The 20,223-nt window shown below is 62.9% G+C and carries 25 protein-coding genes; 2 read left to right on the top strand and 23 right to left on the bottom strand.

From position 1 onward, the window contains the following. Positions 1-60: 60 nt before the first annotated feature. From AC07Y0_RS09155 to AC07Y0_RS09230, 16 genes are all read right to left on the bottom strand, one after another. Complete coding sequence (locus tag AC07Y0_RS09155; RefSeq protein ID WP_498676560.1) at positions 61-372, bottom strand: hypothetical protein; 312 nt, start codon at positions 370-372, stop codon at positions 61-63. 2 nt (positions 373-374) lie between these two features. After that, positions 375-749 (bottom strand): phage tail tube protein, encoded by a 375-nt coding sequence (locus AC07Y0_RS09160; RefSeq protein WP_498676564.1) that lies wholly within the window; start codon positions 747-749, stop codon positions 375-377. Between the two features lie 57 nt (positions 750-806). Then, complete coding sequence (locus tag AC07Y0_RS09165) at positions 807-2,291, bottom strand: hypothetical protein (protein WP_498676568.1); 1,485 nt, start codon at positions 2,289-2,291, stop codon at positions 807-809. Continuing rightward, positions 2,281-2,460, bottom strand: a complete 180-nt coding sequence (locus AC07Y0_RS09170; protein WP_498676571.1) for a hypothetical protein — start codon at positions 2,458-2,460, stop codon at positions 2,281-2,283. The genes AC07Y0_RS09165 and AC07Y0_RS09170 overlap by 11 nt, the downstream gene beginning before the upstream one ends. A gap of 17 nt (positions 2,461-2,477) precedes the next feature. Continuing rightward, the gene (locus AC07Y0_RS09175) at positions 2,478-3,203 is read right to left on the bottom strand and encodes a hypothetical protein (protein WP_498676572.1); all 726 of its coding nucleotides are present in this window, start codon (positions 3,201-3,203) and stop codon (positions 2,478-2,480) included. 12 nt (positions 3,204-3,215) lie between these two features. Next, positions 3,216-3,620: a hypothetical protein gene (locus AC07Y0_RS09180; protein ID WP_498676574.1), complete on the bottom strand. Its 405-nt coding sequence runs from the start codon at positions 3,618-3,620 to the stop codon at positions 3,216-3,218. A 2-nt stretch (positions 3,621-3,622) separates the two neighbouring features. Further along, a complete protein-coding gene (locus AC07Y0_RS09185) occupies positions 3,623-3,958 on the bottom strand; it encodes a DUF2190 family protein (RefSeq protein WP_498676576.1) in 336 nt (111 codons plus the stop codon). Positions 3,959-4,042: 84 nt separating this feature from the next. Beyond that, positions 4,043-5,686, bottom strand: coding sequence for a phage major capsid protein (locus tag AC07Y0_RS09190; RefSeq protein WP_498676578.1), 1,644 nt, complete (start codon positions 5,684-5,686; stop codon positions 4,043-4,045). An 81-nt stretch (positions 5,687-5,767) separates the two neighbouring features. Beyond that, the gene (locus AC07Y0_RS09195) at positions 5,768-6,394 is read right to left on the bottom strand and encodes a hypothetical protein (RefSeq protein ID WP_498676580.1); all 627 of its coding nucleotides are present in this window, start codon (positions 6,392-6,394) and stop codon (positions 5,768-5,770) included. Continuing rightward, entirely contained in the window at positions 6,387-7,886 is a 1,500-nt protein-coding gene (locus AC07Y0_RS09200; protein WP_498676581.1) for a phage portal protein, read from the bottom strand. The genes AC07Y0_RS09195 and AC07Y0_RS09200 overlap by 8 nt, the downstream gene beginning before the upstream one ends. Next, entirely contained in the window at positions 7,886-8,086 is a 201-nt protein-coding gene (locus tag AC07Y0_RS09205) for a phage head-tail joining protein (protein WP_498676583.1), read from the bottom strand. The genes AC07Y0_RS09200 and AC07Y0_RS09205 overlap by 1 nt, the downstream gene beginning before the upstream one ends. 2 nt (positions 8,087-8,088) lie before the next feature. Beyond that, on the bottom strand, positions 8,089-10,089 hold the full coding sequence (locus AC07Y0_RS09210) for a phage terminase large subunit family protein (RefSeq protein WP_498676585.1): 2,001 nt from the start codon (positions 10,087-10,089) through the stop codon (positions 8,089-8,091). Beyond that, the gene (locus tag AC07Y0_RS09215) at positions 10,086-10,751 is read right to left on the bottom strand and encodes a winged helix-turn-helix domain-containing protein (protein WP_498676587.1); all 666 of its coding nucleotides are present in this window, start codon (positions 10,749-10,751) and stop codon (positions 10,086-10,088) included. Before AC07Y0_RS09215 ends, AC07Y0_RS09210 begins: the two co-directional genes overlap by 4 nt. A 165-nt stretch (positions 10,752-10,916) precedes the next feature. Beyond that, positions 10,917-11,453, bottom strand: coding sequence for a hypothetical protein (locus AC07Y0_RS09220; RefSeq protein WP_498676589.1), 537 nt, complete (start codon positions 11,451-11,453; stop codon positions 10,917-10,919). Between the two features lie 214 nt (positions 11,454-11,667). After that, positions 11,668-12,240, bottom strand: a complete 573-nt coding sequence (gene nusG, locus AC07Y0_RS09225) for a transcription termination/antitermination protein NusG (RefSeq protein WP_498676590.1) — start codon at positions 12,238-12,240, stop codon at positions 11,668-11,670. A 52-nt stretch (positions 12,241-12,292) separates the two neighbouring features. Next, positions 12,293-13,696: a helix-turn-helix domain-containing protein gene (locus AC07Y0_RS09230; protein WP_498676591.1), complete on the bottom strand. Its 1,404-nt coding sequence runs from the start codon at positions 13,694-13,696 to the stop codon at positions 12,293-12,295. 125 nt (positions 13,697-13,821) lie between these two features. Here AC07Y0_RS09230 and AC07Y0_RS09235 point away from each other — a divergent pair, with 125 nt between their 5' ends. Next, entirely contained in the window at positions 13,822-14,016 is a 195-nt protein-coding gene (locus AC07Y0_RS09235; RefSeq protein WP_498676593.1) for a hypothetical protein, read from the top strand. Between the two features lie 72 nt (positions 14,017-14,088). Continuing rightward, on the top strand, positions 14,089-14,514 hold the full coding sequence (locus tag AC07Y0_RS09240; RefSeq protein WP_498676595.1) for a type II toxin-antitoxin system HicB family antitoxin: 426 nt from the start codon (positions 14,089-14,091) through the stop codon (positions 14,512-14,514). Positions 14,515-14,582: 68 nt separating this feature from the next. On the opposite strand, the gene AC07Y0_RS09245 is transcribed toward AC07Y0_RS09240, so the two are convergent. From AC07Y0_RS09245 to AC07Y0_RS09275, 7 genes are read right to left on the bottom strand one after another with little or no spacing between them, the layout of a single operon-like run. Continuing rightward, positions 14,583-16,688 (bottom strand): DNA cytosine methyltransferase, encoded by a 2,106-nt coding sequence (locus tag AC07Y0_RS09245; RefSeq protein WP_498676597.1) that lies wholly within the window; start codon positions 16,686-16,688, stop codon positions 14,583-14,585. Next, positions 16,685-16,993, bottom strand: a complete 309-nt coding sequence (locus AC07Y0_RS09250) for a hypothetical protein (protein ID WP_498676599.1) — start codon at positions 16,991-16,993, stop codon at positions 16,685-16,687. Before AC07Y0_RS09250 ends, AC07Y0_RS09245 begins: the two co-directional genes overlap by 4 nt. Then, positions 16,990-17,280, bottom strand: a complete 291-nt coding sequence (locus tag AC07Y0_RS09255; RefSeq protein ID WP_498676600.1) for a hypothetical protein — start codon at positions 17,278-17,280, stop codon at positions 16,990-16,992. The genes AC07Y0_RS09250 and AC07Y0_RS09255 overlap by 4 nt, the downstream gene beginning before the upstream one ends. Then, complete coding sequence (locus AC07Y0_RS09260; RefSeq protein ID WP_498676602.1) at positions 17,277-18,164, bottom strand: DNA adenine methylase; 888 nt, start codon at positions 18,162-18,164, stop codon at positions 17,277-17,279. Before AC07Y0_RS09260 ends, AC07Y0_RS09255 begins: the two co-directional genes overlap by 4 nt. After that, the gene (locus AC07Y0_RS09265) at positions 18,161-18,373 is read right to left on the bottom strand and encodes a hypothetical protein (protein WP_498676604.1); all 213 of its coding nucleotides are present in this window, start codon (positions 18,371-18,373) and stop codon (positions 18,161-18,163) included. The genes AC07Y0_RS09260 and AC07Y0_RS09265 overlap by 4 nt, the downstream gene beginning before the upstream one ends. Then, positions 18,370-19,869, bottom strand: coding sequence for a hypothetical protein (locus tag AC07Y0_RS09270; protein WP_498676606.1), 1,500 nt, complete (start codon positions 19,867-19,869; stop codon positions 18,370-18,372). The genes AC07Y0_RS09265 and AC07Y0_RS09270 overlap by 4 nt, the downstream gene beginning before the upstream one ends. Then, positions 19,866-20,216, bottom strand: coding sequence for a hypothetical protein (locus AC07Y0_RS09275; protein ID WP_498676608.1), 351 nt, complete (start codon positions 20,214-20,216; stop codon positions 19,866-19,868). The genes AC07Y0_RS09270 and AC07Y0_RS09275 overlap by 4 nt, the downstream gene beginning before the upstream one ends. Positions 20,217-20,223 lie beyond the last annotated feature (7 nt).

The following is a 20,223-nucleotide window of genomic DNA, read 5'->3' on the forward strand; positions in this document are numbered from 1 at the left end:
TCTGTTCGACGGCCGGCGCCGAAAAGCCGAGCCGGAAGACGAGGAAGTCGGCGGCGCCGATCAGCTCTTCGGCGCCCTGGTTAGGAAAAAACCGCAGATGGCCTCCTCGACCGTTCGAGTATCCTCGACGGAGAGCCTGGAAACCGCTCCATATTGTGGCGCCTTGATCAGCCGCTGCGCGTAGGCGTCCACGACCGAATAGTAGGTGACGATCATCGATCCGCCATGCCCGTTCGGCTGCAGTTCCTGCGGATAGCCGAGGCCGTCCATCACGATGTCCTGATACGTCGGCTCGCGCAGCGTGATGCTGTCGAACGGTTCTTCGCCCGGCACCTCGTAGCGCCGGGAAAGTGGGACGATCTTGTCAGCCATGATCAGCCGCCCGTCCGGCGATAGACCTCGCCGACGATGGTGAGACCGCCGACCTCGCCGTTCATCCGGTTGCTCTCCGGATCACCGGCAAAGACGGCCGAGATGAAATGGTGGGTAACGCCAGAGAATTCCTCGTTGATCACGACGTTCTGGCGCGGCGCCTCCATCAGCGCCGCAAGGTCGACGTCGCCATCCTTGAAGGTAACGCTCGCCCGCGGCGAGGTCGGCGTCGCCGTGCGGTCGAGCGAGCCGTCCTGGTTGGTCACCGTTTCGACGCTCTGCCGTGCCTGCATGAGGCTGAATGTGCCGCGCAGCGATAGCAGCGAACCGGAGGAAAGGCGGACCCTCATGCGTCCGCCGAAATCTTTGCCTGCCATGATGAAGTCTCCCGATAGGGTGTGGGAAGGGATGATGATCGCCCGTCAGGCAAGCGATCAGATTTGCGCGTAGACCCTGGCGAGGCCTGCGAAGATGTCGAGAGGATTCGCCCGGTCCATCGGCAGCACGATGTCCACGCGGTTCGGGTTGTCGGCATTGCGCGTCACCGCGATCTGGTCGAGCACAGTGGTGGATGCCTCCAGCACGCCGCTTTGCGAAAGCTCGATCGTCGAGTTGACCAGCGTCCCGCGGATGTCCGTCGGCGTCACCAGCGCGTCGAGATTGGCCGGGTTGTCGTCGACGATCGCCTTGTTCGAATGCTCGTAGAAAAGCGACGCGCGATAGTATTTGAGCGCGTATGTCACCTGGTAGACCGCCTGGATGTCGCGCAGCGCCGTGTCGGGGATGCCGTTGGTCGTCTGCTGCTGCGTGATGATCTTGTCGATCAGCACATTGCCGGAGCGATCGATCTTCCACGTCGAGACGCCGTTCTTCAGCAGGCTGTCGCGCGTCGCGTAATCCGGCCAGTAGTCGCGGTCGCGCGGGGCGATCATATCGGCGACGACGAGGCCGGTCTGGTTGACGGAAACACGCCCGTCCGACCCGCCGTCGAGGAAGGAGGCAATGCGCCCGACGACGGCTGCGACGAACTCGTAATCGGGACGCGCCATCCCGCCGGCGGAAAAGAGCGGGATCATCGTCACATGCCAGCTGTCCCTTGCGAGCGCCGACGTGGCGAGCTGCGAGGTCGTGCCGGTCTTCGGATAGAAGACGTGGCCGTAGAGCTGCTGGGCATAAGACCAGCGGCCGCTGACCGCAGAATGGAAATCGTCGAGCTTGGTGCGGTTCGTGTCGTCGCCGAAGGCGGAGACGACGACCTCGAACGAGTCGTCTCCCATCGCCGCCAGCACGGCCGCGACGTCCGGCGTTCCGGCGCCGGCGGTGGTCGTCGCAAACGTCAGCACGCCGGTGAAGGCGTTCGCCCCTTCGAGAACCGGGATATAGACGCCGATCCCCGTGGCATAGGCGCCGGCATGGCGTGCTGTCACAGTGACGACATTGGTCGCGACCGTTGCGGTGAACGGCAGCGAGATCTTGGTGACCGGGTTGATATAGGCATTGATCGCCGCGGCGAGCGCCGAGGCGACGGCGTTGGCGCTGTCGCCGGCCGCAATCGAAACGCTGACGGCCTCGCCGGCGATCTGCAGCACACCCTGCCCGCCCGTCGCTGGCACGGTTCCGACCGTGATCGTGCGCACCTCCGCCGTTCCGGTATCGGTGACGCGGCCGAGCCAGATTTCCTGCGCCGGCGCGTTCCGCCGCGTGCGGATGAACATGCTTTCCAGCATCGACCCGGCGCCGGCGAGATAGCGCGCATCCTCGACACTGCCGCAAAGCGCGATCGTGTCGGCCGCCAGTGCTGCGGCCGCCAGGCCGTGGCCGAGCAGGATCATGCGGTTTTCGGACTGGAACTGCCCGCCGCTTTCGACGTCGAACGCGAGCAGCGGCGCGACGATGCCGCTCGGAATGTTACTGGCCATCGTGGTCTTCCTTCTTCTTCGCCGGGCTCGGCGGACGCTTCAGGGGGATGAGGTCGCCGTCCTTGACGTAGCGGCGATGCAGCATGGAGAGTTCGTCGATCGGCCGTCCGTCTTCGGGCCAGCCGCCGGGGATGGTGCGGCCGGCAGCCGCCACATATTTCGTCGTCATCAATGCCTCCGTGAGGGTCAACCAAGATTGCCGGCGCCGATGGTGATGTCGGTCGCGCCGGGCAGGTTCGCCGTGCCGGCGATCGTCGCTAATGTGTCCGGCAACTCGCCTATGAACATCTGCGCCAGGTCGAGCAATTTTGCCTTGGCGTAGCTTCCAGCTGGCAGTTCTGCCAAAACGGACGCGATCGGCTCCGGAAGTCCGCCATTGACGGAATCGAAGTCGTCGGGAGAGACTTCAGCGCGATAGCGCATAGTGACGCGCATCAGTCGCAATCCGATATCCGGCACGGCAAATGTCGTGGCATCCATGCCGAGAACCCGGCCGGCCAGACGGCGCCATGCCCGGCCCTTTTCCGAGAACTCCAGCAGAAAGCGAATCTTCGCACAGAGCGCTGCGAGAACCAGTCTCGCCTGCGGATCGCCCTCCGCCATGGCAAAGGCGAACTCACCATCGCCATCGGCTGACGCCTGCACCAGCTCTGCGACGAGATCCATCGTAACAATGCAGGAGATATCGCCGAGCCCTGCGGCTTCGCCGCGCGGTGCGTTGCTGCTCTCCACGGTATAGACCGAGATCACCGGTGTGTATTCACGATCGATATCGAGGTCGCTCATGGCGGCCTCGCGGCTGTCGAAGACCCGCCGTCCGGCCAGCGTGGGGAATTGTTCTGTACCTGACAACGCAGCTGTCGGGCAGAGGATCTCGATCGTGACGAGCCTCAGGGCCTCGGGTGATAACATGAGTATCTTCCCTCAAACGGGCGGAAGTCCCTTGGCGGCAGCGATGGTCGCCAGGACGTTGCCCATGCCATCCGGATCGAAACCATTGATGATGAATATTGCCTGGTCGCTCTCGCGGCGCAGGTAGTAATTGGACTTTAGCGGCTGGCCGTCGATCAGCCTGATGGACGCCTGCTTCTGCAGCGACCGGTTCATCAAGCGTCGACCATCCATGCTCGGCTGGGCCCTGGCTTCGCTCTCGAGCATGGTGTTCTCGTAGAACAGCGCGGTTGACAGGTACGGCAGGAATTCGGCCGAGAGGGACGGCTTCGCATTTGGCGCCGTGTCGCTGACCGGAAAGATCGTGACCGCGTCCCCGTGGACGCGTTCGATTGTTTGGCGGCTGACCGAAGCCAGCCGCTGGAACATCGTGTTCATGGTCAGACCGTCGTCGGTCCGAGCTTGAAGTCGACCGTGCTCGATGGGTTTGCAGCAGCAGCTACGGCAATACCCACCAGCGTATTGCCGGTGGCCGTCTTGTTCAGCACGTCGTTTGCCGCGTCATAGTAGAGCTTGTCACCGACGGCGATCGCCAGCGCCGAGGTCTTGGCGTAGTTGAAGACGTCTTCCGTCTCCAGCACCACGTTCTCGCCTTCCGCGACAGTCGTAGAGGCAATTCCGATCAGCGAGCCGATGATGCAGAGCTTGCCGGAAACCGTGCCGCCGGCAGGCGCAGGAACGGTAATCGCATTGCCCTTCTGCCGAAAATTCTTCATGGTCGTATCCTCTGTTTGTGCCCTGTGGGCATCATGGATGGAAGGCCCGGATCGCGTCCGGGCCGTATATCGAATGGTGACGGATCAGAGACCTGCGTTCTTGTAGCCGTAGCGATAGTCGACAGGGCCGCAGCCGAAGTCGTGCTCGACAGACATCGCCATGCCCTGACGTCCGAAAGGATTGTCGATGCGCACCCGCGGCGCCTCGTATCCCTCGAGATAACCCCAGCGATAGTTCGATCCGATCTGCGGGTCCGCGAAGAGATGCCAGGCGTTGCCGCTGATCTGGGCGGTATCGAAGGGCGTCAGGCGTCCGGAGAAGATATTCACGTTTGCGAGCGTGGCGGGCGTGATGCTGGCGACCAGCTTTTCGGCGGTTGTGATGCGATCGGGTCCGGTAACGATCATGGCAGGCGGATTCGAAAGCAGAGGATTTCCGTCGATGGACTTCTGCTTGGCCATGGCGGCCCGCCCGAGTGCAACCGAGTCGACGTCGATCACGGCAGCAGCACCGGCCAGGTTTCCGTGATCGGCATGGAATACCGCCTTGCCGTCAGCAAGATTCCCGTTGAACGCCTTGGCGTAGAAGGTGATCTCCTCGAACAGGGCGACGGTTGCGCCGTAGCTCGACAGCATTTCGTTGATCGCGCCGAGATCGTCGTTGATCATCAGCTGGCGCGAGACGGAAAGTGCCTTGGCATAAGAGAGAACCGAGATCGTCTCCTTCCCCTCAGTCAGCGTGCCATACTTGATCTCGCCGTTTTCGGCGATCTGCTCGAGCATCGGGAAGTCGCCGAGCTTGATCGAGGTGTGAGGACGGAAATCACGGAAGTTGCGCTGGCGCGAGATCCGGCGGTAGGTCGGCTGGGCCAGCTGATAGCGCGCCTCGACGGTGCGATTGATCGCCCCCTCCAGGATGATCGGAAAGTCCGACGTGGTATGGGCCGCAGCGCGCTCATAAAGCTCTTCCACCTGGCGGGCATTGCGCGGATAGTTGCGTTCGCCCACGCTTTCCATCGCGAGGAAGATCAGGCCGTCTTCCATCCGGCCACGGGCGGCGGCACTCGGACCTTCGCTCGGCAGGGGAGCGCCGATGCGATAGGAGAGCGCCTCGATCGATGCACGGCGCGCGGTATCTCGCTCGTCCTGCAGGATGCGGCTGCGCTGGCCATCGGTGCGGCTGCCGTTCTGCCGCTCCAGCATGAAGTCGAATGCGCGGGCACGGAAGGCTTCCAGTGAGGTTCCGGTGCGGATAGCCTCCTGAATGGTCACCTGCTCCATGCCGGCACGGGTGCCGATATCGAGAATATCGGCGGCCCGGACATTGGCATTGCCGCCGTTCGGGTCCGGCTGGCCACGGGTGGCCGGGTCACCAAGCTTTTCTTCCTCGGCAATGGCGGTGCGCTTGGCCTCGATCTCGGCCAGCAGCTTGTCATGGTCGCCCTGGATCGAACGCGCGGCATCAGGAGCCGTATCGTCCTTGATCTCGGCAATCTTGTCAGCGGCCTTCTTCAGAAGCGCATCGAGGTCGGAGCGAAGCGCCAGCAGTGCCGGCCAGGCCGCCATGATATGATCCGACATGAAGCCGCGAACAGCATTGTGAAGCGCATCGGGCGCGTGAAGCGAGGCGGCCATGGCGTCGGAGGCGGCAAAGCCCGAAAACGCGATGGCAATGAGCGGAAGGACGGCAAGCGCAAGGGCTACCGCCACAAAGCGATAATGTTTCATGATTGTAATCCTATGTTGATTGCCGGGCCCAATGGCTGATACGGGCGCCGCCGTCGGCGGGTTTGGCGATGGCGATAGCCGCTATCGGACCAATTGCAGTTGCCGCTGCTGCATTTCCATGCGGATGCGGCGGGTGGTGTTGATGTCGGCCAGCGCCTGGTCGACACGACAGGAGAATAGGCCGTCCTGATCACCGGAGCGGATCTGCGCCCCGGCATCGAAAGGAACCGGAACTGCGGAGATTTCCCACGGCTCCCAGTCGATGACGCGATGCAAGGGCACCGAACCATCGCGTTCCTTCTTCTCGACGGCCCAGATCCGGTAGCCGACGGACACGTTTTTCACTGTGCCTTCGATGATACGGGCGACGCGATCGACAGCGCCTTCGGCCTTAGACAGCATTACGCGACAAATGCCGCGCCCGGCTTCAACCCGGGCAGAGCCGGGAACGACCGAACCAATGACGGCATCAAGGCCCCATCGCTGATGAGTATCGAGGAATGGTGCGCCGGCATTCAGCCGATCAAGGCGAACGCTACGCTGGTCGACGACAAGCTCTTCGTCAAACTCGCCTTCCATCCATGTCACACGCCGACCGGTGGCACCGGTCGTCCAGACGACCTCGATCGTATTGTCGGTCTCGTCAAAGGACGCCGCACGCAGCTCGGCGTCGCGGTGCATCTTCGGAAGGTGAATGACGCTAGACATTGGTCGTGTCTCCTGTTTGTGCCTGCGGCGCAGCACCGCTCTGCGGCCGGCGCGGGTCGAGATCGAACATCAGGTCTTTCAGACCGTTCGCCTCGCAGAACTTGTAGAAAGCGTCGAAGTCGGTGACGACCGTGCGCCAGTCCCTGCCCCAGCCCGAAATGAATTCCTGCGGCGACATGCGACCCGAGCGGACAGCCAGAATGTCGGCCTCAAGATCCTTCTTCGGATCGATCGGCTCGATGGCCGGCATGACATGCTTGACGCGGTAGCCTTCGCGGCGCTGCCGAAGGATGCCGGACATGGTGGCAAGATCTTCGAACTTGCGATCGACGCGCCGGCAAAACATCGGCACGATGTAGTGCCACTGCATCTGCTCGATGATCCGTCGAAACTCGATCTTGCCGGCCCGCAGCGAGGAATAGTTTGCCTGACGAAGGTCGCCGGTCAACTGGTCGTAAGTGATGCCGGCACCCGCCGCCATCGCAAACAGTCCCATCATGGAAGCTGCCTCGAACTGCGAGGTGCTGGATGGGTTGGCAAAGACGATATCGGCGTCGCCAATATCCTGAATCTGACCAGGTCGGATTTCGGTAATTCTCTGTCCGGTCTTGCTGTCGTCTTTGGCTGCCAGCGGGTTCAGACCACCGGGCTGACGTTTGATGAAACCGGCAAAGCTGGCCTGCGTACGCTGCTGCACGATCACAGCTTCCATCAGGTCGGCGACTTCCTTGGCCGGCAGCAGGATCGGGGTAAAGATCGGAATGCCACGCAGCTGGCCGGCCCGCAACGGCCGGTAAAGGTGGCAGAGATCCTGCCAGTCGATCAACGTCGAGGTTTCGATCTTGACCGCGTCCTGGTCGCCCGGATGTTGCGGATGCAGGTAAAGCCCGCGCCGTTGCCCCCAGTCGCCGAGCGCAACACCAAGCCGCGTGCGCTCACCAGTCCCACCGCGAACGATGCGGCTGTCCCGCGTCGTGTCGATATGGTCGCCCTCCAGCAACTGAAGTCGAAACGGCACGACGCCCCGAACTTCGTTGATGCCGGTCACCAGATGGCGAACGACACAGTCTCCGCCTTCGGCCATGGACCGGACGGCAAGCGCCTGTTGCCCGCCATAGTCGAGAACTTCCTCGATATCAGCACGCTCTTCCCAGGCTTCGCGGGCCGAGCGGTAGCGATTGTCGTCCCGGTCGGACCCCGTATCCGGCACCGTCATGATGCCTGTCCCGACCGCATGGGATACCAGCACATCGAGGATGCGCTGCCCTGCCCAGTTGTCGCGAACGAAAGCGCGGCTGCGATCACGTAGCGCCTGCAGCGCCCCGCCGATTTCCGTCGTCGACGACGTACCGCGTGCGCGCCAATTGCTGTTACGCCGGCCGTTGCCTGCGGCCGCATAATCGCGGGCGGCATCCAGCATCTGGCGAGCATGCGCACGGCGCAGACCGGTTTCCGGGTTAAACCAGGCGATTGCCGAATCGATGAAGTTCATCAGTAATCGCTTTCAAACCGTGCAAACATTGCACCGCCATTCGTCGGAGGCGTTTCGATTTCAGCCTTGATCACATCACGAGCGCGAAGCATCTCAGCGATCGACTGATATTCCACTTCGTGCGTCTGGAAGCGGACACGCTTGGCACCACTGGCAATCGCCGAATTGATCGCATCAAGGTCTGATTGCGTGAATGCCATGATCAGTTACCCCAGAACGAAACAGGCTGATGCCAGCCCTCGCCCTCGTCGTTTGCTTCTGGATCGTCGCGCGCCTCGGGTGCCGAGGTCGGCTGCATTGCGGCCTGCGCCTGCGCCACGAGCGGCGCCGGTGCGAAGAGATCAGGGTTGAACACGGTATCCGGCACGCCGCGCATCGCGACCAGCCTTTGCCATTCGTCCGGTGTCATCCGCGACACGCCGAGATAATCGGCCAACGCATCGCCATACACTTCGCAGTCAAGCAGGTGGTTCTCAAAGCCGACACGCGGAATCCACTTCTGCCGGCTGCGACCCTTGAACTTTTCCGTGCCGAGATATTCGGCCGTGATCTGCTTGAAATATTCCTCGTCAAGCCAGTCGGCGAAGTGGCAATAACCCGGCGGATCTTCGTCTTTCCCGGCGGCCCGCCCCTCCTTGCGCAGGTTGGCGTAGAACGTACCTTTCAACGACCACGTGCCCACACCCCAAAGCATGATGCCGTTGCGGATGCGCTTGTTGTTGAACTTGATATCCATCGCCTTCGGCTGGCCGATCGGCGGGCGGGACCAGCCGTCGAGACCATCGAGAGCAAATACACCAGCCTTGCCACGGCACCAGGTATAGACCACATGGCTCCGGTAACCGGAGTCGATCCCGAATGCGTCGACGGCGCGGGTGCGTCCGAAGCTGTCGGGCCACTGTTTCTGCCGAAGCTCTTCCAGCTTCAGGAACGCCCCGCCATTCGGATCGTCGGTCGCGCCCTCGATGTAACCGGCATCGACACGGAAGCTGCGGCGGTCGGGCGCATAGGCCTTGAACAGATACCAGATGCCCTTCAACTGCACGTCGGCCGTGCCGACCAGCACAATGCCTTCCTGCGGGATCACGCCTCGCTTGTAGTGTTCACCCTTGGCCCGCTCCATTAGCCTGACATGGTCGGGCGCATCGCCCTTCATGTCGAAGGCAAGCCCCAGCGTCAGGTTATAGAAGGCCTTCAGCTTTTGCGGATCGCCATTGCAGGCGATAAAGCGTTCGGCGATCTTTTCCCACGGCACGAAGGGCGAGGTCAGCGCATCGAAGTGATACGACGGATACGCGCCCGGTCGCGGCTTTTCAGCGACCCATTCGCCCCGCTTCATCAGCGAGACCTTCTCATGGCTCTGCACGATCGAGCCACAACACGGCGTCGCGTAGTATGGATCATGCGGGAATTCATCGTTGAACCGGAAGTACTTCCGGTCAAAGACGAATTTGAATTTCTCGCCGCAACCAGGACACGGCATGCGCCAATAGCGCTGGTCGCCGGCCTCGAACTTCTCGTCGATCTTCGACGCCCCCTTGACCGTCGGCGTCGAGATGTAAGTCCGAAACCAGTCGCCGCTCATCAGAAAGCTCTCTTGGCGAGCTTCCACCATACCGAAGACGTCACCCTGACCATCGAGATCGTCGGGATATTGGTCGACTTCGTCGAGGTGAGCTTTGCGAATAGTCGAGGAGCGAAGATCCGGTGCCGAATTCGCATTGGTCAGCTTAAGCGAGCCACCTGAAAAACGCTTCGACAACGAAGTCGATCCATCGCCAGACCTGCTTTTCTGATCTCGCACCAGACGCTTCAGATCCGGCGAGTTCTCGATCATTATCGAAAGCTTGTCTCTCGCGAAATCTTCAAGAGCCTTTGTCGTCGGCTGCACAATCATCATGTTGCAAGGGTCTTGCGCGATCGAATGCGCCACCGAGCAAAGCAGCAATGTTGTGAAGCCAGTCTGGGCCGACTTGCGGACCGCCATTTCATTGACGCCGCTTTCGACCATGGTCATCAGCAGCGGTTCGCGAATGTAAGGCGTCAGACTGTCGTCCCAGGTATCCCCACTGCGCGGGCCGTCCGGCACAACAACTTTGTTGCGCGCATATTCGACGGCGTCGATCTTCTCCGGCGGCATGATCGCTGCCGCCAGAAACGCGGCAATGACGGCGACCGCCGAGCGCTTGAGCGCCACCTTCATGCGCCGTCGCCTTCAAAATGGATCTCGATCTGGACACCCTCGGCTTCCACCTGGGCGGCCTCGCCGGAAAGCGCCAGCAGATGCTCCGCCACTGTCCTGCGCAGATCGGCAATCTTCGTCCGCAAGAGCCGGCGCACATGAGGCTCGCCCTTGCGGCTTGCCTCCATGATCTCGTCGACCCATTGCATCGGCTGGCCGAGATCCCGCACCAACTGGTCGGAGATCTTGATCAGCGCACCCTCGATCCCGTGTTCGCCCTTGAGCGGCACGACCTGTCCGGTGCGCTCGGCGAAGTCCAGCGCCTTGAGCTTGGCCTCATACCCGGCGCGCATCGTCTGCGCATCGCGAAGTCCGGACTGTTGCGGATCCTCTTCCTTGCCGGCTTTCTCGTCCCGACTGCCGCCGCGCATGTGCCGGCTGGTGGCTGCCGCCTGTTCCTTGAACCCGTCACCCACCTGGCCGACGATACGGTCATAGGTGGCAAGCTCCACGAAGCGGTTCCGCCCTTCGACCCTGACAGTCAGCTTTCCCTCTTCCGCCAGCCGGTTCACCCGCTTGGTCGCAGCCTGTTTGCTCACACCCTTGCGCCGCGCCAGCTCGGCGATCGTCAGCCAAACGCCGGCATCTGCCGTGCCCGTCTCTACCGATACCATTGCTGTCAACTTGCCTTTGTCTTCGAGCCTTCAAGTCAACCGCGACGTCTCGCAGTCAACCAAGTCAACCCGGTCAACCCAGCTTTAAAACCAGTTTCACTAGCGAAATCCCGGGGTCGCCCCGGCCCGCTTGGGGGTGGGTCCAAGGAAGGACCCGAAGGGGGTGGGGGGTGGTCACCGAGGGAGGAGGCGGTCGATCTCGTGCAGGACACGCGGCAAAAGATGCTCTTCGATCAGCTCCGCCATCACCTGCAGGTAGACCTCCGGATTATTGGTGATGGCATGCGCAGGGTTCGGGCCGAACAGCTCGCGTATCGGCAAGCGCTGATCTCCCACCCGCATCATCACGCCACGATGTCCGCTCTTGAAGCCGGACAGAAAGGCATGGAGATAGGAACCGCGACCTCTCACCCGAACGCCCCGCGACGTCTGCGTTGCCCCGAGCTGGTAGAGATGTATCCATCCCGATCGGACAACGATCTCCTGCGATCTTCCTCCGGCATTGAAGTTTGCCGTCGTTAGTCTTCGCACGATGCCAGGCGGCAGCTTTGTATGCTCGGAACTCCGCTTGACGATCCGCGTGCGCGCCATCTCGCGCATACGGCGCATCGCGCTCGCCATCGCCTTTGTCTTGATCGCATCCGGCAGCCGACCGATTGCGCGGCCGAGCGCCTCTATCTCGGAGACATCAAGTTTCAGTTCGGCGGTCATATCCTTAAGACGACAAAAGGCGGCCTTGCGGGCCGCCAGTCGTCTTGTTCCTCGTGGGCATAGCTTTCGCACTGGCCCTGAATCGGTGCCTCCCAATCGAGGCTGTCAGGGCTGGGGCTGACCGGCGTACCGACCTCGGGATTGCTCCCCGCTTTCTAGGCGTTTTCAGAGGCTCACTTCAGGATCATCAGCGCATCCAGTGAGCAGATGACTCTCACAGTTTCTCAAGAATGGCAAGTGGCACGGTCACTGGTACGCTACCACCCAGAATGTCGACCATGACCACCACGTCGCCCTTGCCCTTCGCGTTCGGCGTGACCACAACGGCCTTGAACGAGGCAAACGGGCCATCCTTCACCCTGACCGCCTCGCCTACCCTCAAGACGAGGTCCGAAGGCCGTTCCCAGTCATAAGCTCCAGCCTCTGCCATCGCCTTGAATCGGCTTATCTCTTTGGCCGTCACGCGCATTGGCTTTTCGGCTCCGCCAAGCACGTCGATTACGTCCTGAACACCCTTGAACGCCACCAGAATTTCGGGCGACGGATCGCTCTGGACGAGCACGTAACCGTAGATGACGGGCTGCAGGCTGCCCGGTATCACCCTATGTCGGCGTCGAAGATCCGGGCCTTTGCGCATTGGAACGAGCGCAGTTATCCCCAACACTTCGAGCGCTTCCTGCACCGCAGATTCCCGTCCGGTCATGACGCGGATGGCAAACCACGGCGAATCGCCATGGATGATTCGCGCGGCCAGTGCGAGCATTTCCAGCCGCGTTTCCCGTTCCATGTCCTCGAATCTCACATGAGCGCGTACGCCTATCGCCACGCCCTGAACCGCCCTATGCTGCATCATCGCTCATCCTCGCTTGTGCGTCCGACAGCGCTCTTTCCGCCGCCAATTGGAATTCGTCGATCCGTTGCGGTCCGCCCTTGGGGAAATAGACCACCTTCATTGCCTTCGGTTCCGGCACGAACGGCTTGTTGTTCTGGACATGCCAGGCCTGCCACGCCTTCCACATATCCGAGCCGACAGGCACCGCCTCGCAGAGATCCTTCAGCCGTTCGAACACGGCTTCCACGCTCACATGGTTGCGGTCTCGCGCCGCCTCGATCAGGCGGTTTGCCTCCGGATAGCCTTCCTCTGCGATGCGCCGGCTGGCCTCTGCCCGCTCGAAACCTTCGGGAAACTGGAGCTGCCCGGCCGCGTCGAATTCGAGCCCGACCCGCATCGCCCAGCTTTCCGCCCGGCTGATGCTCGCCCGCCGCAGCGTGTCGAACGTCTCCTGCTTGCGCTCCCGGATATCGTCGGGGATCTCGACCGCACGCGGCCTTTTCAGCACCGCCAGCATGCGCGCCGAAGCCCAGGCAGGCCCGAACACCGGAACCGCAATGCGCCCGTCAGCGCCGACCGGACGCCCCGCCACGGCCGCCGTCTGCCCCAGATGCCGGTCCTTGTCGGTCAGCATGTCCCAAACCCGGTCGCGGAAATAATTGCCGACCGGCATGGGCTTGGTGATCCGCTCGCGCTTGCACTTGGCGAGGAAACAGTCGCGCCAGCGGCAGGCCTCGTCGCGTTCCTCGCCGGAAAGCTTGGCGAACTCCCGGGCGATATAGCCGATGGTCGACGATCCCCATTTCGGCCACTCGCCCTCCGAATAGCCCTCACCGGTGCAGAACTTCTGCACCCGCTTGATCAGCTCCGCATTCACCGGCCCGCCAGCATTCCCCCCTTCCGTCCCATGATCCTTCGCGCCGGCGCGCTCTCTCTCTCTCCGTTCGGATGGGGTTGTTAGAGAGGGATCGTTAATAGGTGCCGATCCAGGACCGGCAGGGGGTGCCGACTCTGGGTCGGCAGGGGGTGCCGGTATACCGGCAGGGGGGGTCTCTCCGGACAGCGCGAGAATGGGATTTTCTTCCTCGCCATCGGCCTCGTCCCATGCGCTGAAAGCATAGCCTTCCGGCGGCGGCGCATCGTAGATCACCCGGTAGGAATGCGCGCTGTCGCGCCCGTCGCGGCTTTCCTCGACATGCTTTTCCACCACGCCGAGTTCGCCCAGCCGGTCGAGCGAGGCCTGAACTGTCGATCGCGCGCAGCCGAGCTGCGCCGCCATCTTCACCTGGCTGCGCCGGCACCATCCATGCTTGTCCGTGTGCCGCCCGAGCAGGCAGAGCACCCTCAGATCATTGCCCTTGAGCCTGGGATCGGTGACGATCCAGCCGGGTATGATCGAAAAACGGGCCACGTGTGAAATTATTCGACCCTCCCAGACAACCACGGAAGCGGGAGAGAAATCGACACATTTTTGTGCGGCAACGATTGACACCCGCACAAAAATGTGCGACATTTGATCTCAAGAAAGGAGGTCAAATGAAGCGCGACCAATTCATCCGAGAGCTTCGAAAAATCGCCAAGGACCAAGGCAAGGAACTGGAGATCTACGAAGACAAGGGAAAGGGTTCGCACTACCGGGTCAGGTTCGACGGCAAGATCACAACCCTCAAGTCCGGAGAATACACACCGGGATATGTGCGACTGGTGAAAAAGCAGCTTGGCATCATCTGATGCCAAGCCTTCCCAGCCGCAGACCTTCGATCGAAATGCAAACGACCACCAGAAAAGGAGCACCAGTGTTTCATGCTTTACCAGTATATGGCGACGGTTGAAGAAGACCCCGACGGCGGGTTTCTCGTCACCTTTGCCGACGTCCCGGAGGCGATCACCGCCGGTGATACCCTCGAGGAATCCATGGACAATGCGCGTGAAGCGCTTGGCCTTGCCCTTCGAGGCATCCTTCAGGACGACCGCGACCTGCCCCGACCGGAAGCCCGCGATGGCGTTCCGGTCGCGGTGGCCGCGGACGAGGCGGCCAAGCTCGCCGTGGTCCAGGCCTTTCGCAAGGCCGGGATTTCGAAGGCCGAGCTTGCCCGCCGGCTCGGCAAGACCGAGACGGAGGCCCGCCGCATTCTCGATCCCGACCACGGGACGAAGATCGGTCTTCTGCAGGAGGCGCTGCGCGCCCTTGGTCAGGAGATCGTGATCTCGGTTCGAGAGGCGGCCTGACGACCCAAGACGGGGCGCGAGCGATCGCGCCCCGTTTTCGTTGCAGCTTTGGCGCAAAACCGTGGTGATCATTCGGCCGCCTCCCTCATCACCATCAGTTCCGGGCAATTGGCCGCCACGATCGCCGCATAGGGCGGCGGCGAGACGCTGTTGCCGCAGCAGGACACCTGCACGTTCTTCGTGAACTCGACGAAGCGGCGGTCCTCGCCCTCGCCTTCCCATACGCCGTCGATGATGTAATCCGGCGGGAACCCCTGAGCGTTGAACAGCTCGCGTGGGGTGAGCATGCGCATGCCGATGTCGACGATGACGAAGTTCATGCCGGCGATTTCGAGGGTGACAAATTCGCGCTCGTCCCAGAAGCCGAAGCTGCGCAGGAAAGCGGCGACTTCGCGGGCGCGATCCTCCTGGTCTACCGTAAATGGCGGCACATCGATCAAAGCCTCGACATGGCCAAAACGCGGCTTCGTCGTCAGCGTGTGGACAGGTTCATCAATCGGCGTGTCCTGGTCGACGCCGTAGTAGGCCGAGAGATATGGCGCGACGAGTGCCGACTTGCCGCCGCCGTCCGCGGTGACCGTTCCGAGCGGCGCGTCGACCCCGTGCCCCGTCGACGTTCCGAACTGGCGCGAGATGAAGGCTGCGACCGGGGCTTGCGTCGATCCCCTGCTGACGATGGTCGAGAGCGGCTCGCGCGCATCATGGCCCGGCTCAAGGTAATTGTTCTGGGCAAGAAAAGCGGTCGCCACGCATCCGTCCGCCTTTGCGGTGATAGTCGCCATGGGCTCGTCGCCACCCCTTGGCCGGCTCTGCCCCGCGCGTCCGCCACAACCGACCAGCGTCGGCACGACGACGGCATGGCGGTTTTCCGTCGTCACGGTGCGCAGCGGCTCTTCCGGTGAAGCCGAGCGATCCTCGCCGCCGGCGCCGGGGCCGTAGAAGGCAGTCAGATGCGGCACGATCACCGCGTTCTGGTCCTTGTTGCTGGCGCAGATGGTGTGGTGCGGATCTTCGACGGATCGCGAGCCGCCGCCCTGCTGGGCATAGGTGAGAACGGGGGCGATCATGCCAACGGGTGCGGCCCCGCCCGGACGCTTGATGAAGCTGTTGGCGGTGATCGTCGACAGTGGCTCGTCCATGGCGCTGCCCGTCGCGCCGCTGTTGAAGCGGGTGATCGACGGGGCGACGAGCGAATGACTGATCCCGCCGGCGGTCACGACGCCGAAAGGTTCATCCAGCGGATATTCCCGCCGCCCGCCGCTGTCACCGTGAGCGATGGAGACCAGAAATGGTTTTTCCGAATCCAGCACATAGCGATACATCCCGCGCGCCACGCGAGCCATGGAATTGTCTGCCAGCGGGCGCACAGCCCTGAGCCGGTGTTTTTCCCAGATCTGCTCCTTGGTGTCGAAGATAGACGGGCAAGGTAGAGACCAGTCGATGATCTCCGCCGCCGTGCGCCAGGGCAGCTTTCGCCCCGCGATCACATCCTCGCTCTTCGGGTCGCCATGCGTCGGCTCCGGCCAGACGATCGGCTTGCCGTCGAAGCGCATGATCAGGAACAGCCGCTTGCGGATCGTCGGCGCGCCGTAGTCGCAGGCGCGAAGTTCCCGCCATTCGATCCTGCCGCCCAGCCGCTTGATCGCCTTGCACCAGGCCTTGAAGGTATGGCCGCGCCGGTCGGGGCATGGCATGAGGCCGCGTTCCGTCTCGATCAGCGGCCCCCAGTCCTTCCATTCCTCGACGTTTTCCATGGTGACGACGTCGACCTTGCCGCCGCTCTTCTGGATCCGCTCGATCCAGCCCGGGATGATCCAGGCGAGATCGCGGATGTTGCGCTCCACCGGCTTGCCGCCCTTGGCCTTGGAGAAATGCTTGCAGTCGGGCGAGAAGTGCATCAGCCCGATATGCCGCCCGCGCATGTGGTCGAGCGGATCGACGTGATAGACGTTTTCCGACAGGTGCAGTGTCTCTGGATGGTTCGCCGCATGCAGCGCCAGCGCCGCCGGATTGTGGTTGATGGCGATATCGGGCGAGCGGCCGAGCGCCATCTCGATCCCCGTCGAGGCCCCGCCGCCTCCGGCAAAGCTGTCGACGATCATGGGACGCCCGCCGCCCTGCCGGTGCATCAGGTCGAGGGTCGAAGCCGACCCGAACAGCGTGTGCATGTTCATGCGCCAAGTCCCTCTTTCAAGCCATCGCGTTTCACGTTTGGCCTGCTGCAACAGTCTGTTTCGATTGATTTATCCGGGGCGATATAGAACCGCTCGACCGGAACACCGATCCATTGGCAAAGGGCGATGACCTTGCCGACGCTGACGATCTGCCCGCCCATGGCGCGGCTCATGTCGGATGCTGTCACCCCGATCTCGTCGGCGATCGCGCGAATGCCGCGCGTCTCGCCGCGATGCCGGACTTTCAGCGCCCGCGAAAAGCCACGCCAGTCATAGTCTGCCCTGTCCGGTGAATGACCGATCATTGGCCCTGCCCTCCGATATCGGGGTCGATCCCCATGGCGAGCCAGAGCCGGCGGCGATGCCCCGGCATCACCGGCTTGCCGGCGAGCGCCAGGTCAAAAATCTCGCGCGACACGTCCGCCGCATTCCTGAGCCGCGTCCGTTCGCCCCGCTCGGCATTGCGCCGCGCCGGATCATTGGCCCGAAGATCCGGCGTCAGATCGGCCGCCAGCGCGCCGGCGCGCATCACATGGGCATGGAGAAACAGCGCCAGCCCCGCGGCGTCGAAAATGGGCTTTGGCAGGGTCATGACGCCACCTCCAGTGCATGAAACTGAAGGCTTTCCTGCTTACCGCGTCCCGCCATGGCCTTTTGCGCCGCAGGATTGATCCACAGCACTTCCGTTCGCTCGCGTGCGCCATCGGCAAGGGCCGACCGCTCGACGCGCTCCCAGCCCGGCAGGTTCTCGTCATAGAGCGATGCGGGGTAGCCAGACAGGACGACCATGCCGGCCAGCCCGCGCAGCGCCTCGAGCAGCTGCACATGGTCGTCGATCGTCAGTTCGTGGCGGTACTGGTGCTTGGGATCGAAGCGGTTCTTCCTGTTGCGCGTTTCCGGCAGATAGGGCGGATCGACATAGTGGAGCGTGTCCGGCCCGTCGTGCGTCGCCATGACCTGAATGGCCGGACGCCGTTCGATGGTCACGCCCCGCAAACGCTCGACGACCGCCGGCAGCACGTCCGGGAAGTTCGCCCAGTCGTGGGCAGGCGTCGTTCCGCTGCGATTGCTGTTGGCTCGAAAGCCCGTCGTCTTCGCGCCCTTGCCGAGGTCGCTATGCGCATTACTGCCGAAGCCCATGAACGAGCGGGCGATCAACCGGCGAGCCCGCTCGACATCATCCCCTGAATCGTCCCAGGCGGCCTCGAATTCCGTTCGGGCAAAAGGTGTCAGCGCCAATCTGGCGCGCAGCAGCTCGGCGCTTTCCGGGTCCCGCAGAACCCGAAACAGGTTCACGACCAGGTCGTCGAGATCGTTGTAGACCTCGGCATAGGCCCGCGGCTTGCGCAGCAGAACAGAGGCCGCACCGCCGAACGGCTCGACATAGACACGATGGCGCGGAAAGTGACTGATGATCCATGGCGCAAGCAACCACTTGCCGCCATGCCAACGGAGGACGGGACGGGACGACATCATGACGCCACCGCCTTGCCGCCGGCGCCACCAACGACGCGCTCCAGCATGACGACAGCGGACAGCAACGGTGCAGCCCGCCATTCGCCCAAAGTCATTTCCATTGGGTCACGGTCGCCAACGCGGGCGGCATAGACGAACGTTCTTCCTTCGATCTCCAGGGTCAGGACGCGGATTTCTCCTGCATCGAAGAGCGGAATAGTGGCTTTCATGACGCCACCGCCTTGCCGGCCCGCCACGCGGCGACAGCCTCGGCGGCATTGGCGGTCGCCGTCAGCCTGACGCCTTCGCCGGTCGGCATCCATAGGCCGTCGTCATCCTTTTCGATCAGCCCGTTTGCGGCCATGGCATCGATCAGCGCGATTGCCACGCTGTCGCGAACGCCGATCCCACGGCGAAGGATACCGCTGTCGAAGGGAACCATTTCCTTGAGCCAGAAAATGGCTCGGCTGATCTCTTCCTCGACGCGCTCGTCGAGGCTCTTGCGCGGCGTCTGCCGTTCGCCCTCGTCATCCTCTGGCTTGATCCGAGAATCTACTCCGCCGAACGCAATCGGCGCGGAAAAGCCGCCGTCGCCGGGCGCAAGAGCCGCCACATCTTGATAGGCCTCCCAGTCCACCCGGATCGTTTGAAAGCTTCCGCGCGCCCCGCCATAGCTGCCGTCGGCATTGCGCTCCCAGACAAACCACGCCGTGTTCATCTGGCTGGAGGCCCGGTTGCCGCACCATCCGTCGCGATGCATCATCGGCAGGCGCCGGGTGAAGACATAGACCCGGCTCGGCGGGTTCAGATCCATGACGAAGGTGCGGTCAGGGTCGTCGAAACCGCACATGAAATTGAGGTTAAGCAGCATCGCCATCTTCGCCGGGCGGTGCGCTTTCAGCGCATGGGCGATATAAGCGTTCGCCACGCCATAGGGCGGATTGGTGACGATGTCAGGTCCGACCGCCCACAGCGGCGCCAGATCGGACGCAAGAAAGTCCCCGACCCCCTGGCATTCGCCGTGTTGCGTCGTCACGCCGCGATCGACGAGATCGGAGATCCGCACATCATAGCCCGCCGCCTCGAGCGGCCTGAGGATTGCGCCACGGCCGACGCTCGGCTCCAGCACGGTCCCGGAGAAGCTCTCCAGCGCCAGCAGGGTGCGCATGGCCTCGATCGGCGTCTCGTAGAGATCCTCGCCGCGCTCGCCCTTCGTTGCGGTCTTGGTTCCGATCGCGTGTCCCGCCGCCTGTTTCAGGCTGGCGCGGCTCGGCTCCAGCCCTTCCGAAAGGCGAACCTCGATCACCCGGTCGATGAAGCCCGGTTCCTTGCGCTCGGCATTGCGCAGCCCACGGGCTTCATGCAGCCGACGCTTGTCGATCCCGACCTCTTCCAGCGTGAAACGGTCCGCGTCGTGGACCTTTTCCGGCCGCCCGCCGCGCGAAAGCTCGCCCTTGGCCTGCGCCGCGTCGACCGCGTCCGCCATGGCGACATAGCAGATGCTTTCGATCTTCAAGGCCTCGGCTTGCAGGACCCGCGCCTTGTCGACCAGCTCGCGGCTGACCTTGACCTTCTGCGCATAACCGCCCGCCGCCTTGGCCTGCTCATAGACGCCGGTGGACAGCAGCAGTGCCGCCTCGACGTCGCCGGCATCCAGCAGCGCCCGCGCCCGCTCTATGCTGGCGACCAGTTCCGAAGGTTCGACGATGGCGGCAAGGGCGTTCAACTGTCCGCCCCCTCATGCTGAGGTGCCGGCGCAGCCGGCCTCGAAGCATCCTGCGGCCCAAGCATGGCCTTGAAGACGGAAATGTCGGTCGGCCGCGCGACGAGCGGACGGAACTGATGAACAGAAAATGCCTGTTCGTCGACGTAACCCAGATCCTCATGAAACCGCTCGTCGTTCACAATTTCGACCAGGCGGCAGCAGGGCACGTCGAACCGCACACAGAGGTTCCGGATCGTATAGACCTGACCCACACGCGGCAGCGCAACGCCGGCCGTGATCGCGGAGAGCTTGACGGCAAAATCATAGTCCACCACGCATTCGACCCGGTCGCCCGGTTTCGCGGTCATCCACCAG

The organism is Allorhizobium sp. GW101-3B10 (assembly GCF_059424725.1).